We start from the raw sequence: 13,287 nt of genomic DNA on the forward strand, positions 1-13,287 counted from the left end.
CGCGCCCGCTCGGGCTCAGGTAAGAAAGGGCATGCGCCCCATGGCATATGCCAACAGAGGCCCGATAAACGGAATTTTGACGATTTGCTCCGGGCGTGCGATCCGCAAGTATACCGCGACGATAAAGTATACGAGGATACCGACGATCCCGGAGCAAGCGACTTGCAACCAGGGCGTGGCAAAGCGGAATGCATGCTGGATTTCGTGGATGGGAATTGACGCGGCCGCAGCGGCAATCAGCATTTTTCCGATATTCGTGAAGTTGATCCACAAGGTCACATAGCGGCGGACACACAAGATGCTCAGCATGCAGCTGACGATCCCGCTAATCGCCACGGCGGTTGCTACACCGTAAATGCCGTCGTGCGCGATCGCGACGAAATAATAGATGCCGGCGATCCGGATCGAACTTGTCACGACGGAGATAAAAGTCGAGACGGCGGCTTTGTTTAATCCTTGCAGAACGGCTGAAAGCGGGTCGAGCACGTACAAAAACGCGCATGTCGGCGCCAGGTAGGCAAGAAGTTCACCAGCGAGGTGATCGCGATAAATGGTGAGCGCAGCATCGTGCCCGGCGAGCATGAAGAACATCATCGCTGGAAATGCAATGAATGCCGTGGCTTGCACAGCTTGATTCAAACGACGCGTCACCAGCCGTTCGTCCCGCAACGCGGCGGCTTCGGAGACCGCGGGTATGACGACGGACGAAATGGCCGAGGAGAGCACGGTTGGCAAGAACAAAAGCTCTATTGCCATCGCGAACGCACCGTACAAGGTCGTTGCACTGGTCTTGGCAATTCCAGACGCGGCAAAGGCGGCGTACATAACAGCCGGCTCCGCGGCAAATGCCACAATGCCAATGACGTTGGTCATCGTCGTCGGAGCTGCAACGGCAGCGAGATCGCGCACGACGCCATCCGCTTTTCCCACGGTTGACGACGGCAACCGTCCATCCCGGGGTGTGAGTGCATGTCGATCGCGGCGTATGTATTTCCAGAGCATGAACAGGTAGCCGGCTGTTTCGCCGAGGCCTGCCCCCATCATAATCCCCAATGCCCCGTAGGCAATTCCGTAATGATTCAACCAAATGACAAGTGGGATGGTCGCCGCTGTTCGAACCGCCGTTTCGACGACCCACGCCGCAGCTGGCGGGGTCTGGTTTTGAATCCCCATGTAATACCCAGCCATCACCGAGGATAAACAAACGACCGGGATCCGAAACATCGCGCCAATGAATGCAGGGATTGCGCGGGCATCCAGCCAATGCCGTCCGATATCGGGCGCTATCGCCAGCGCGGCAATGCAAACGCTCGTCGACAGGATGAGCACCGTAACGTTGGCTATTCGCCATGCTCTGCGGGCTTTCCCGTAACGCCCGAGCGCCAGGTTCTCCGCAATGACTTTCGAGAGAGCAGGTGGCAGAGCGAACGTCGAGATCGTGAGAAGAAAGAAGAACAGCGGGTTGATGGTTTGAAATAGCCCAAACCCTTGAGCCCCCAACTGTCTGGCGATGACAATCTGAATGGTCATCGCCATCGCCTTGGTCGCGACGCCTGCTGCGGCCATCACGACAGCGCCTTGGAGAAACGACTGTTTTGGCATAGCTATCCCTTCAATCGCTCTAGATTGCATAGATAGGGTATGTCCGAAGGCGCGGACAAAGACCACAAGAACATATTTTCACCTGCCACTAGCCCATATGGGTGGACAATCTGAGCGATAGCCAGGTTCTTGAAGTGAATTTGAAGCAGGTGCTTTAGTTTACCCGGTAGATAACCAGACAGACGCTGCCCACAGGGGCGGCTTTCATTTCGGGAGATTTACTGGGGGCAGGTCTTTATGCAACGAACAAAGTGGGTTGTAGCGAGCATGAGTCTCGGCTTGTTACTTGCCGCAACGGGCTGTGCTACGGATACGGCGGCAGACAGGGCAGGGGAGGCTGATATTCATCCGAAAGTCAGCACGGTGTCAGATGTGGCGAACAGTACCGAAACCACTGGCGACGAAACCCATGCGACCGCTGCGACACAACAAGGTGGCTCGACAGCGTCTTCTTCGGCCGATGAGCAGACTATGTTATATAACACGCACAAACCGCCGCAAGTGTACGGCATGCGCAAATTCCCGTATCCGTATCAGGCCATGTTGGCCATCTCGTCGGATGCGGATAGCGAAACGCTACGCAAGTTCAATTTGGTGCATGAATTTATCAATACGACGCAGATGACGCCGCTTGGCCGAGGACTCGGTCTCGACTTTGCCGATTCATTTTTTATGTACAACGGCAACAATGAGCCAGGTTACGTCGATATCAACCACGAGCCGATGGCTGACGAGTTGTCATATTTCAAAGGCGTATCGGACAAACCCTATGCGGCGAGTATTATAAATCACTACATTCATGTCGGCTGGATTGATACCATGCACACTTATGGCGACTTCAGCAGGGTCAATCCACACCAGACCTTGTTCACGCGGCAGTTGGCTGAACAGGCCATAGAGGCGTTGAAGGCTAACGGCGATGTCATTACCGTGTGGACCGATCACGGCAACAAGTCTAACGTAGATAATTTCGGGAACTACGGTAAGTCTACGTTTTATTCGTATCAACAAGGCGCCAATCCGTGGTCCAAGTATTATCATACAGACTTGACCATTCCCTATGGCATTCGATTTGTGTGGCCGGATTCATCGAGCGATGAGTTTGGCATGAAGTCGATGATTTATCCGTTGATGTTGCCAGATGGACAACGAGTATGGGGATTTTGGCGGTACACGAACGTAGGGTACACCAAAAAGGGAGACCCGGAGTGGGACTGGACGCCGTTCAATCTTGACGAGCAGTTGACGCCCGCGCATTTTGCTCAAATTGAGCGGGAGCATGAGTACTCCATTGTCGCTCAACATTTGTCGGGAACGAATTATCCTGGGGTTCTCCCCAAAAGTGCAGTCGAAGCGCTGCGTCTGTTGGCGGCGCAATACCACGAGGGGAAAATTCTGGTCACGCGTACCAGCCGCTTGTTAACCTATAATGTGGCGCAGCAGTACGTCTGGTACGATGTCACGTATGGGCAGGGAAAGGCCTACATTCATATTCGAGCCATTCTCGATCCGGTGTTTGGCAAATACGTTCCCACTATCGACGAGATTCGTGGCCTGACGTTCTATACGTCCAATCCAGCGGAAACGGTGCTTGAGATTGGCAACACGCCAATCCCTGCACAGTTCGTACAGGACAACCACAGTGATGGCGTCCATCCAAGCGTAGCCATTACATGGTGGCCGGTCGACACGACCAACTACGCAGAAACGGCGCCAGGCGTGAAATAACTCCATTTATTCGCGATAAGGCAAAAAGGCTCGGGAAGTCGTGCATGGGCTTCCAGGGCCTTTTTGATATGGGCGATCACCCATTTTTCACTTCGCGCATAGGTTGTCGAAGAGGTGACCACAATCATCACAACGACGGAATGCGGGGTGGTCCTTACATGAGATTGACAAATGGCAATCGGCCACAGCCTCCCAACTGGAAGTCTGCACATGGCGTGATCGAACAGTATGAACGCGGACAAATCGCGTTGTCAGAAGCGCTACAACAGCTCACTGGTGAACCGGTGCCGCCGCAAGGCGGCCGTGAGCCGGCCATCGAAAAAGAACGGCTACAGTCGCTGCTCGCGGAGTTGGACGAATTGATTGGTCTTGATGAAGTAAAACGCGTGGTCCGCGAAATCTTTGCTTTTGTCTATATTCAACAGTTGCGCACGCGGCAACATTTAAAGGCTGAACCTGTGGTACTTCATATGGTGTTCTTCGGCAACCCCGGAACTGGAAAGACAACCGTTGCTCGCATCTTGGCACGCTTGTTTCACGAGTGTGGATTGTTGGCGGAAGGCCATCTGGTGGAGGTAGAGCGTGCAGACTTGGTCGGCGAATACATCGGCCATACGGCGCAAAAGACGCGTGAGTTGATCAAGAAGGCGCTTGGGGGCGTTTTGTTTATCGATGAGGCGTATTCGTTAGCACGGGGGGGAGAGAAAGATTTTGGCCGTGAGGCTATCGACTGTTTGGTTAAGACGATGGTTGAAATGTCGCGTGTTTCACCACGGCGCAGATCTTGCGTGCAAGCCGCGGGGGCACGTTTGTTCCTCGCGGCTTGCTACACACAGGATTTTACTGAAGTTCTGCGTTCACGTACTGGACTAACGCCTCCGCACTCGCGAAGGTCTTGATTTGTTGGACAAAGTCCTCATGCATCAACTTGCGGGCTAGCTTGGACAAGATTTTTAGGTGTTCAGCCGCTGCGTCTGCCGGTACGAGAATGACAAACAACGTATCCACTGGAGCGCCGTCGAGGCTGTTCCAGTCAACGGGATGCGCCAATCGTGCAAACAGTAGTGTTGGCTCTTTCACCGCGTTCGATTTTCCATGGGGAATGGCGATCCCCTTACCAAAGCCGGTTGTCCCTTCTTGCTCGCGATCCAAGACGGCTTGGACGACGGCATTGGCATCTCCAATCCGCCCCGTATTAGCCGCCACGGCTACCACTTTACGAATGGCGTCCTCCTGGCCGTCCGCTGTCACGTTAAAAAGCACATGTTGTGAATCTAACATACGGTTTCCTTCCTTTTCCATAAGAATAGAGATTTCGCAACAAAAATCAGAGGGTCGAGGTTAAAATAGCGGTTAAGGTTCGTACCGCTTCCTCTTCATCTTGTCCATCTGCCTTGACGAGCACTTGTGTACCTTTGGCAATGGCAAGGCTTAAAATCCCAAGAATGCTTTTACCATCTACGGTTTTGTTCCCTACCTGCAAAGAAATGTGCGAAGAGAAGCGCTGTGCCGCGCTGACGAACTCCGAAGCTGGACGTGCGTGTAAGCCCGACTCCAACTGGACAACAACACTTTGTTCCTTCACCGTGCAAGTCACCCTCATTTCAGTTGATCGCTCAAGTGCGCGAATGTGCAGTTATTCGGTTTAACCGCGCAATGTGTCGACTTTTGACTATAAAGCGTTTTCACCATCTCCAACAAACCATTGACACAAGCAAATTCTACACCATATAATGAGCGCATTCAATAGAATATGAGCAAATATACTCACACATCATGACGGTTTGTGCTTGAAATGGAGGTGAATCCAATTGTTCGCCGATGAGCGAAAGGCTCAAATTGCCGCGTATGTGCAAACCCATAAAAGCGCCACGGTGTCGATGCTGGCTCAGATGTTGGCGACGTCAGAATCGACCATTCGCCGAGATCTGCAGGAACTTGAGGAACATGGCCACCTTCGCCGCACGCACGGCGGTGCTATCGCTGTCGAAGTCGCTTCCTTTGAACCGACTTGGCAGGAGAAACATGTGCGGCACGCGCAGGAGAAGGCACGGATCGCGCGCTGTGCGATCAAGCGGATCGCTCCTGGGCAGACAGTTCTGCTCGATGGCGGCACGACGACCTACCAAATTGCGAAACAGTTGTCTATCGACGGTGTAACCGTTATCACCAACAGCATCGATATTGCTGCGGAGCTCTCTACGCGGCCTGGCGTTCACCTCGTCGTTCTCGGTGGCGAATTTCGCAACACGACTGGTGCGCTGGTCGGCCCGTTCACTGAACAAATGCTGTCTGGTGTGCACGTCGATATTGCCTTCATCGGTGCCAACGGCGTGGATCCAACTGGCATTACGACGCCCAACACGCTCGAGGCAGCGACCAAGCGCGCGATGGTGGCATGTGCACAGACCGTGTGCGTTGTGGCGGATAGTAGCAAATTTGGTCAGGTCAGCTTTGTCCGAGTTTGCGAATGGAAGGACGTCGATGTTCTATACAGCGATGCGCCTCTTCAGGATCCGGAGTTGGCCGGTGTTCTACAAAGAAACGACGTCATCTACGCCTATGATGCGCAGGACGCCGAGTGATAAGGGAGACAGCTATGAGTGACAGAGCATTCACCCGGGTTGCACCTAATGTTCCTGTTTTGACCGTAACCATCAATCCAGCGATCGACGTTTTCATTCACGTCGATGCACTTGCGGCGGGAACCCTTCATCGTGTGCCAGCACCGATCCAACAGGTCGGAGGCAAAGGGATTAACGTGTCTCGCACGTTGCATGCCTTAGGTCAGGCGAGCATAAGCCTCGGATTCGTCGGTGGCGCACGAGGGGACTGGCTCGAAGCACAGCTTGCCGATATGGTCACCGAATTTACGCACATACGTGAACAAACACGCATGAATGTGAAAGTGATTGAAAGTGACGGTCGCTTAACTGAGTTTAACAGTCCAGCTCCCGCCATTTTAGATAGCGAGTGGCAGTCGTTTCGTCACACCCTGCAGCATCACTTGCCGCACGCCAAATGGCTCGCGCTGTGCGGCAACGTGCCAGATACCGTCGATCCGGCTTTTTATCGCGACGCAATTCGTCTGGCTGCCGACCATGGGGTGCGCTGTGTCCTCGACGCCAGTGGTGAGGCCTTGCGTTTGGGCGTGACGGCGAAGCCATTTTTGGTCAAGCCCAATCTTGTCGAACTTGCGGAGTTGACAGGTCATGAGGTGATTGAGCCAGAGGACGCGATGGACGGTGCGATGCAATTGGTGCGCACCGGGATTGACCTTGTTGTCGTGTCGATGGGTGGGGATGGCTTGATTGCTGCGACTGCCAAGGAACAGTGGGTCGCGCGTGTACCGAGCGTGCCAGTCGTATCATCCGTAGGTGCGGGCGACGCCGTTGTAGCTGGACTTTTATACGGTTTATCTCAATATTCGTCGCTTCGCGAAGCCGTTCGCTTTGCGGCCGCGGTCGGAACTGCGAAGGTGACCTGCGAAGGAACGAGCAATCCTTCGCGCGATGAAATCGATCATATTTTCCGCGATGTCGAAGTCGCGGCATGGAGGGGCTAAACATGGCAAAAATCGTGGCCATAACTGCTTGTCCGACAGGGATTGCACACACGTTCATGGCGCAGGAAGCGTTGTTACAGGCTGGTAAGAAGAACAATGTCGAGGTGCGGGTCGAAACACAAGGTGCGAGCGGATCGGAAGACACGCTGACGGCTGCTGAGATCGCTCTGGCGGATGCTGTGATCATCGCGGCGGACAAAAAGGTGGAACTAGACCGGTTTGTCGGCAAGCGCCTGTTGCAAACGTCCGTTTCAGCGGCCATTAAGGAGCCCGAAACGCTACTCGCTCAGGCTTTGGATGCGCCGGTCTATGGCGATGCGACACAGGCGTATATGGACGACATCGCTGCCCAAAAGGCCGCCAAAAATCAAGGTACTCCGGCTGTTTACCGCCACTTGATGAACGGGGTATCCAGTATGTTGCCGCTCGTCATTGCCGGCGGCATCTATATCGCACTATCTACCGCCATCGATATCAATGGTAAAGCCTCGCTTGCAGTGGCGTTTGACAATATCGGCGGAGGTTCGGCCTTTAAGCTGTTCGTTCCCATTCTCGCCGCATTCATCGCGCAATCGATCGGCGATCGCGCCGCTTTTGCCTCCGGCTTGGTCGGCGGTTGGATCGGCACCCAAGGCTTGATGTACAACGCCGGACCAAACGCCAGTGCAGGCTATCTTGGTGGCATCATCGCCGGTTTTTTGGCTGGTTATGTGACGGTTGGGATACGCAAATGGATTCGCGTTCCACGGACTTTCGAGGGCATTAAAACCGTGCTCATTACGCCGGTGTTGTCGGTTGGTATCGTGGGTCTGCTCATGATTTACGTGCTAGGGCACCCCATCGCGGCGTTGATGAGCGCTATCTCCAACGGATTGACGCACATTGGTGCGAGCGGATCGATTGGACTGGGATTGTTGCTTGGTTTAATGATGGCGTTTGACATGGGGGGGCCGTTCAATAAGGTCGCTTACTTCTTTGCCGTAGGGTTGCTTGGGACACATACGGTCGAATCGGAGATGATTATGGCGGCCGTGATGGGCGCTGGCATGGTACCGCCGTTGGCCATGGCTCTCTCGACGTTTATCGCGAAACACAAATACACGCAAGAAGAACGTGACGCCGGTAAAGCGGCCATTATTCTTGGCGCATGTTTTATTACCGAGGGTGCGATTCCATTTGCCACGAAAGACCCACTTCGCGTGATCCCGTCCATCATGGTTGGGTCTGCGGTGACTGGTGCCTTGGCTATGCTCTTCCGCGTAACCAATCCTGCCCCTCACGGCGGCGTGTTTGTCTTCCCGCTGATTGGCCACTGGTATCTGTTCATCCTTGCCATCTTGATTGGCGTGGTGGTGGCCGGGTTGCTTGTGACCACGCTTAAACGTCCGATCGCGCAGGCCGCGTAAGCCGGCTACGCCATCTGTCGCACATGTCGAACCTTTTTCGTGAGATGCATAATATGCGTGTCCCCGCCGGTTGTCGGCGGGGATTTTTTCGTCTCAGAGCGATCGCGCTGGTGCGGTCGTTCATGCGGTGGGCCAGTTGCTCGAAAGGCCATGAATGACGCGTTGCGCCTGTTGCATGACGTCCGAGATAATGTCGGCCACAAAATGCTCCGTGGCGAGCCGCACTCCCTGTCCCGCCCACATCGACATGTAATCGGTCATGCCGAGCTCCGCAGCGCGTTTGCGAATTTCCTGTGTCATGTAATGCTGTATCGGATACGGGGGAATCGATGCATGGTAGGTGGCCAATTGTTCCATCCATTTCGTGCGAATGCCTCGCGCAAGCTTACCCGAGTATGCCTTCGTAACGTCTGTGTCCGTTTCGATGGCTTGTTTGACACGCTCTTGGTACAGTGGGTGGGCGCCGCTCTCCGGCGAGGCGAGAAACGCCGTTCCCATTTGTACGGCAGCCGCGCCGAGTGCGAGTGCTGCCGCCAAGCCGCGTCCGTCCATGACGCCACCTGCAGCGATGACGGGAAGCGACACCGCATCAGCCACTTGTGGGATCAACGCAAAGCTTCCGATAAGAGGCTCTCTGACATAGGGAAGAAATGTGCCACGGTGGCCGCCGGCTTCCGCACCTTGTACGACAATCGCGCTTGTGCCCACGCGTTCAAGTTCCAGCGCTTCTTCTACCGTGGTGGCCGTGCCAAGGGTCAGAATCCCCTGCTGTTTACAAGCATCCATCACTGCAGGAGCGGGTACTCCGAATGTGAAGCTAAATACAGGAACGCCTTCTTCGAGCACCACTTGTAGTTGGTCTTCAAATCGTGGTGGTTCCGGCGCAGCATCGCTCATCGCGTCAAGGCCTAGCCGCGTGCGGATTGGGGCGAGAATTTCGCGCATCTGTTTGAGATCGGTGGCATCTGAAGCATTTGCTTTCGGAATGAATAGGTTGACGGCAAACGGATTGTTCGTGCGCGATTTTACGTGTCGAATCTGCTGTCGCAAGGCATCGGGTGACAAATAGCCCCCACCAATTGTGCCAAGCGCACCGCTGTTGGCAGCGGCGACCACCATCTCCGGCGTGGTGACGCCAGCCATGCCGGCTTGGACGATGGGCAAGGATACACCGATTAACTGCGTAAATGCTGTCTGCAAGCATGTCACCTCCGAGATTGGAACTATGTCAAGTATACGGTTTTGCGCGCGGAGCGTGGAAAGTTGGAAAAGCGGATGCTCATACGCTCCACCAGAGGAGCGTGAAGCGTATGCGTAAAGACCTTCATCGACTGCAGGTGATTGTACACGGGAGTGGCCACGGCAAATCGTTGACAGATGTGCTCTGGGAACTGTCAGGCGTCATTTCAGATGTGGCGAGCAAGGCGGATGTGGCGTATGGCCAAACCAGAATCAGCACTTGCAAAACAATGGCCGATGAAACGGTCGGCGATCAGTCATGATCAGTCTGCGCATCGACAAGTCCTTCACGAATCCCTTTCAGGGCGACGATATCGAGCGACTTCAAACGCGCGTCAAGGCAATCATCTACGCTCGTGTGTCGACGCATGGTCAGGCGCGCGACGGCTATTCGCTCGAGTCCCAGGTCGAGATGTGCGCCGCCTTGGCCAAGGAGCAACTTCACGTGGCGGAGGATGAACTTATCGCCGTGATCGAAGCTGGGGACAAAGGCGATGATCCCAATCGTCCCGCGCTCAACTTTGCCCTGTGGCTCGTCGACAAGGGCATTGGTCGCACCTTTATTTGTTTACACCCGGACCGCTTTGCGCGTGCCCTCCATTTACAACTTGTGGTAGCCGATAGAGTCTGGAGCGCGGGGTACGACCTGCACTTCGTCGAGACGGACGAAGTCGACCCAAACAATCCAGAATCGATGTTGCTGTTCAACTTGCAAGGTGCAATCGCACAGTACAATAAAGCTAAAATTCTGGCGAACTCCAGACGCGGCCGTCGGCAAAAGGTGAAGAACGGGAAAATTCCTGGACTCAGGCGGATTTACGGTTATACCTTCGATAAAGAAGCTGACACGTTGCGGGAGCATCCGGATGAGAAGGCCGTTTATTTGATGATGGTGGATTGGCTACTCAACGGGAAAGATGGCGTGGACATGAGCTTATCCGCGATCGCGCGGGAGTTGTCACTTCTCTCCATACCCGCTCCTAATGGCGACGTGTGGTATCAGGCCACGGTCAGTCGGATCCTTAAAAACCCGGTCTACATGGGCACCTTTTATTACGGTAAGACAGAGTACAAGCAACACAAAGGGCGGATCGAGATTGTCAAGCGGCCTATGTGCGAGTGGCTAGCGGTCAGCGTGCCGGCGTTTATCGACGAAGCCACGTACGCGGCGATGCAGGCGAAGATGAGCCGTCTCAGGCACGCAAACCGGGGTTCAAGGCCACAAATACCTTCGTTACTCAAAGGTAAAGTGCGCTGTGGCCGATGTGGCGGTGCAGTTGTTACCGGTGCGCCGTCGCGCAGTAAGACGACGGGCGAGGTGATCCATCGCTATTATGTGTGCAGCGGGAAAAGCCGGAAAGTCTACGAGGTCGGGACAGGCCGGGAGATGCATCGATGCAGAGGCCGCAATTGGCGACAGGACGTGATCGATCAGTGTGTGTGGAGATATCTAGTGCACGTGATTCACGGCGCCGACGACGTATTACAAGAGATTTTGGCCGAGCGCGGCGATCCCGACGAGTTGGAAGCGCGTTCGAAGGAACGGGCGCTGGTCGAAGCATCGCTTCGTGAGAAACACGAGGAGCGTCGTCGCTGGATTCAATTGCGCGTGCGTGGGCGAATCTCCGACATGGAGTTAGACGCGGCTTTACCGCCCCTCGAACAGGATATCAAACGCCTATCGCGGCGGCTTCACGACCTGGAAGATACTCTCGCCCGCTTGCAAGATATGCGACAACAAGCTCGCGATGTGGCATCGTCCGTGGCCAACGTAAAGCGGTATATCGCGCAGGAACTCACCGACGACGAACGCCGGATGTTGGTGAACAGGCTGCTTGAGCGGGTCGTTCTACATGACGACGCGATTGAAATCATTACTGCCTGGGACTGCCCCCGGACTATTGTTTTTCAACCATCGTGAAGGGCATGGAGGACTACAAAAACCAGTTCATCACGATTCTTGCGGGATACGAACGGGAGATGAAGTGGTTTTTGTCGACGAACCCAGGGCTTCCCAGTCGGTTTCCCATTCACATTCACTTTCCGGACTATGATTCCAACGCTCTTCTTGCGATCGCGAAGCAGGCCTTGGGCAAGCGGCAGTATCGACTCACGGCCGATGCAGAAGCCAGGCTTCACCAGCACATCCGCGAGGGCTTGACGAGTGCCCGTGCCGAACCGTTCAGCAATGCACGATGGGTGCGCAACCTCGTCGAACAGGCAGTGCGTCGACAAGCCGTGCGCCTGTTTGCCGAAAAACACCCGCGCCGCGACGATTTGATGGTACTCCAGGCGGTGGACTTTGCGGAGGTGGGTGTGCGATGAGCGGTGATATGCTGGTGGTCGGCCGTGTCAACGCCGGCAAAACGTCGATTTGTTTGCGCCTTGCCCGCCATCTCGGCCTGCGTGAGTTGGCCTGGGTCGTCGAGCGCACGGACGGTGTCCGTGAACGTAGGCGAATGCCGATGTCGGAGGCCAACGCACTGCTGTCGTCAGAGGAGGAACATCGTACTCGGGCCTTACAGACGCTGTTATTGTCCGTGCCGAAAGGCAAAGGCGAGCACGTGGTGCGCATTGCTGACAGCGCCGGGCTGACCGAAGGTTTACATGCCGATGAAACGGTACGACGGGCCATGGGTCAAACGCTTCGCGCGCTGGTGGCCGCCAAAGGCGTGTTGCACGTGGTGGACGCCGCAGCCGTCGGGCGTGCGTTGACGTTGTCGCAAACGGCGCCGTTTCACACACTCGATGAGCAGATGGTCGCCATCGGCCGGACGAAAGCCCAATATCTCATCCTTGCCAACAAAATGGATTTGCCGCTTGCGAAAGACGGGTATCGGTGGCTGATGGAGCATTGCGGCCCCATTCGCGTGCTTCCTGTCTCGGCCCGAGAAGGATCCGGCTTTCATGAGGTGAAGCGATATGTTTGGCGATTGGCTTGACCTTTTGCGCGCGGGGGCGGCGTTGTTGTTCGCAGGCGCGGCGGTCAAGTGGATGGACGACGCCCTAGATGTCGAATACGACATATGCCAAGGGAAGAGAACGCTCGCGGCTCGCTTTGGCAGAGCGACCCTACCCTACTGCATGGTGCTGTTTGGCGTAGGCATGGCCTTTGATCTGAACGCGGCCCTGGCATGCTTTTTTGGCAGCTATGCTGCAGGCATGTTTGCGCGCCCGACGGAGCGTTTGCAGACGCGCCTTCCGGCCTGGGCCGAAATTGGTTGCGCCATCGCGCTCGCCACGGCGCTGCTCGGTTGGAGGTCAGCGCTGTGGGGATTGGCCATGATGTGTGCCGTCGACTGGTTGGATGATGTGATGGATCGCTATAAAGACGCGGAAAGCGGCCAATTCAATACCGTCGTCCGCTTCGGCCTGGTCGAAATGCTGCTTGCGCTGTTGGGCGCGCTTTGTATCGCCTTGTATGCCAACGTGACCTGGACCATCCTGTCCTTCATTGTGCTTGCGCTATTGACCATCTTGTCAGAGATGACGACCGTGCGAATTCTGACGGATGAGCGGGAGGAGGCTTCCGACCTATGGTCGCATTTGTGATGTTGGGCGTTTTCCTGTTTGTGCTTGCCGCCGCCTTTCACGTGGGGCGGCGACTTGGCTTAGCACAAGGGAAGCGGCAAGCGGCTGCCGAAGTACCACTGGAGCTGCGCGCGAAATTTCAACTTGAACAGCACTGTCCGATTTGCGATGATGAGCAAAGATATCCAATTCTTTCATCGCGGAAGCGAGGGTGAC

At 55.3% G+C, this 13,287-nt stretch carries 15 protein-coding genes; 11 read left to right on the top strand and 4 right to left on the bottom strand.

Annotated elements, in window-relative coordinates; genetic code table 11:
• Positions 1-15: 15 nt before the first annotated feature.
• A complete protein-coding gene (locus tag BLU70_RS04455) occupies positions 16-1,602 on the bottom strand; it encodes a putative polysaccharide biosynthesis protein (RefSeq protein ID WP_074692398.1) in 1,587 nt (528 codons plus the stop codon).
• A 237-nt stretch (positions 1,603-1,839) separates the two neighbouring features.
• On the opposite strand from BLU70_RS04455, the gene BLU70_RS04460 reads away from it, so the two are divergent.
• The gene (locus tag BLU70_RS04460) at positions 1,840-3,330 is read left to right on the top strand and encodes a hypothetical protein (protein WP_006447673.1); all 1,491 of its coding nucleotides are present in this window, start codon (positions 1,840-1,842) and stop codon (positions 3,328-3,330) included.
• Between the two features lie 158 nt (positions 3,331-3,488).
• Positions 3,489-4,229 (top strand): AAA family ATPase, encoded by a 741-nt coding sequence (locus BLU70_RS04465; RefSeq protein ID WP_081503964.1) that lies wholly within the window; start codon positions 3,489-3,491, stop codon positions 4,227-4,229.
• On the opposite strand, the gene BLU70_RS04470 is transcribed toward BLU70_RS04465, so the two are convergent.
• Together BLU70_RS04470 and BLU70_RS04475 are read right to left on the bottom strand one after the other, a co-directional pair.
• Positions 4,171-4,611 carry a PTS sugar transporter subunit IIA gene (locus BLU70_RS04470; RefSeq protein WP_040290175.1) on the bottom strand — a complete coding sequence of 147 codons (441 nt, stop codon included), beginning with the start codon at positions 4,609-4,611 and terminating at the stop codon, positions 4,171-4,173. The genes BLU70_RS04465 and BLU70_RS04470 overlap by 59 nt on opposite strands.
• Before the next feature lie 46 nt (positions 4,612-4,657).
• The gene (locus BLU70_RS04475; RefSeq protein WP_040290173.1) at positions 4,658-4,915 is read right to left on the bottom strand and encodes an HPr family phosphocarrier protein; all 258 of its coding nucleotides are present in this window, start codon (positions 4,913-4,915) and stop codon (positions 4,658-4,660) included.
• 226 nt (positions 4,916-5,141) lie between these two features.
• Between BLU70_RS04475 and BLU70_RS04480 the strand changes: the two genes are divergently transcribed.
• From BLU70_RS04480 to BLU70_RS04490, 3 genes are read left to right on the top strand one after another with little or no spacing between them, the layout of a single operon-like run.
• Positions 5,142-5,915, top strand: a complete 774-nt coding sequence (locus BLU70_RS04480; RefSeq protein ID WP_006447670.1) for a DeoR/GlpR family DNA-binding transcription regulator — start codon at positions 5,142-5,144, stop codon at positions 5,913-5,915.
• Positions 5,916-5,929: 14 nt separating this feature from the next.
• Positions 5,930-6,895 (top strand): 1-phosphofructokinase, encoded by a 966-nt coding sequence (pfkB, locus tag BLU70_RS04485; protein ID WP_052012367.1) that lies wholly within the window; start codon positions 5,930-5,932, stop codon positions 6,893-6,895.
• Between the two features lie 2 nt (positions 6,896-6,897).
• Positions 6,898-8,301 carry a PTS fructose transporter subunit IIC gene (locus BLU70_RS04490; RefSeq protein ID WP_074692401.1) on the top strand — a complete coding sequence of 468 codons (1,404 nt, stop codon included), beginning with the start codon at positions 6,898-6,900 and terminating at the stop codon, positions 8,299-8,301.
• A 120-nt stretch (positions 8,302-8,421) separates the two neighbouring features.
• Here the strand turns inward: BLU70_RS04490 and BLU70_RS04495 are convergent, their stop codons facing one another.
• On the bottom strand, positions 8,422-9,501 hold the full coding sequence (locus BLU70_RS04495) for an NAD(P)H-dependent flavin oxidoreductase (protein WP_006447667.1): 1,080 nt from the start codon (positions 9,499-9,501) through the stop codon (positions 8,422-8,424).
• Between the two features lie 110 nt (positions 9,502-9,611).
• Here BLU70_RS04495 and BLU70_RS04500 point away from each other — a divergent pair, with 110 nt between their 5' ends.
• Genes BLU70_RS04500 through BLU70_RS04525 form a run of 6 tightly spaced genes read left to right on the top strand, consistent with a single transcriptional unit; the run spans position 9,612 to position 13,286 of the window.
• Entirely contained in the window at positions 9,612-9,803 is a 192-nt protein-coding gene (locus tag BLU70_RS04500; protein ID WP_040290169.1) for a hypothetical protein, read from the top strand.
• Positions 9,800-11,461 (top strand): recombinase family protein, encoded by a 1,662-nt coding sequence (locus tag BLU70_RS04505; protein WP_006447664.1) that lies wholly within the window; start codon positions 9,800-9,802, stop codon positions 11,459-11,461. Before BLU70_RS04500 ends, BLU70_RS04505 begins: the two co-directional genes overlap by 4 nt.
• A gap of 5 nt (positions 11,462-11,466) precedes the next feature.
• Positions 11,467-11,865 carry a hypothetical protein gene (locus BLU70_RS04510; protein ID WP_040290166.1) on the top strand — a complete coding sequence of 133 codons (399 nt, stop codon included), beginning with the start codon at positions 11,467-11,469 and terminating at the stop codon, positions 11,863-11,865.
• A complete protein-coding gene (locus BLU70_RS04515) occupies positions 11,862-12,482 on the top strand; it encodes a GTPase domain-containing protein (RefSeq protein ID WP_006447662.1) in 621 nt (206 codons plus the stop codon). Before BLU70_RS04510 ends, BLU70_RS04515 begins: the two co-directional genes overlap by 4 nt.
• Positions 12,463-13,092, top strand: a complete 630-nt coding sequence (locus BLU70_RS04520; protein ID WP_006447661.1) for a hypothetical protein — start codon at positions 12,463-12,465, stop codon at positions 13,090-13,092. Before BLU70_RS04515 ends, BLU70_RS04520 begins: the two co-directional genes overlap by 20 nt.
• Complete coding sequence (locus tag BLU70_RS04525) at positions 13,077-13,286, top strand: hypothetical protein (protein WP_006447660.1); 210 nt, start codon at positions 13,077-13,079, stop codon at positions 13,284-13,286. The genes BLU70_RS04520 and BLU70_RS04525 overlap by 16 nt, the downstream gene beginning before the upstream one ends.
• Position 13,287: the final 1 nt, after the last annotated feature.

The sequence above is a fragment of the Alicyclobacillus hesperidum genome (assembly GCF_900107035.1).
Lineage (GTDB): Bacteria > Bacillota > Bacilli > Alicyclobacillales > Alicyclobacillaceae > Alicyclobacillus > Alicyclobacillus hesperidum.

Bases quoted from the DNA above. Each gene is read 5' to 3' on its own strand.
- BLU70_RS04455 (WP_074692398.1), bottom strand. From the start codon at position 1,602: ATGCCAAAACAGTCGTTTCTCCAAGGCGCTGTCGTGATGGCCGCAGCA.
- BLU70_RS04460 (WP_006447673.1), top strand. From the start codon at position 1,840: ATGCAACGAACAAAGTGGGTTGTAGCGAGCATGAGTCTCGGCTTGTTA.
- BLU70_RS04465 (WP_081503964.1), top strand. From the start codon at position 3,489: ATGAGATTGACAAATGGCAATCGGCCACAGCCTCCCAACTGGAAGTCT.
- BLU70_RS04470 (WP_040290175.1), bottom strand. From the start codon at position 4,611: ATGTTAGATTCACAACATGTGCTTTTTAACGTGACAGCGGACGGCCAG.
- pfkB (WP_052012367.1), top strand. From the start codon at position 5,930: ATGAGTGACAGAGCATTCACCCGGGTTGCACCTAATGTTCCTGTTTTG.
- BLU70_RS04490 (WP_074692401.1), top strand. From the start codon at position 6,898: ATGGCAAAAATCGTGGCCATAACTGCTTGTCCGACAGGGATTGCACAC.
- BLU70_RS04500 (WP_040290169.1), top strand. From the start codon at position 9,612: ATGCGTAAAGACCTTCATCGACTGCAGGTGATTGTACACGGGAGTGGC.
- BLU70_RS04505 (WP_006447664.1), top strand. From the start codon at position 9,800: ATGATCAGTCTGCGCATCGACAAGTCCTTCACGAATCCCTTTCAGGGC.
- BLU70_RS04510 (WP_040290166.1), top strand. From the start codon at position 11,467: ATGGAGGACTACAAAAACCAGTTCATCACGATTCTTGCGGGATACGAA.
- BLU70_RS04515 (WP_006447662.1), top strand. From the start codon at position 11,862: ATGAGCGGTGATATGCTGGTGGTCGGCCGTGTCAACGCCGGCAAAACG.
- BLU70_RS04520 (WP_006447661.1), top strand. From the start codon at position 12,463: ATGTTTGGCGATTGGCTTGACCTTTTGCGCGCGGGGGCGGCGTTGTTG.
- BLU70_RS04525 (WP_006447660.1), top strand. From the start codon at position 13,077: ATGGTCGCATTTGTGATGTTGGGCGTTTTCCTGTTTGTGCTTGCCGCC.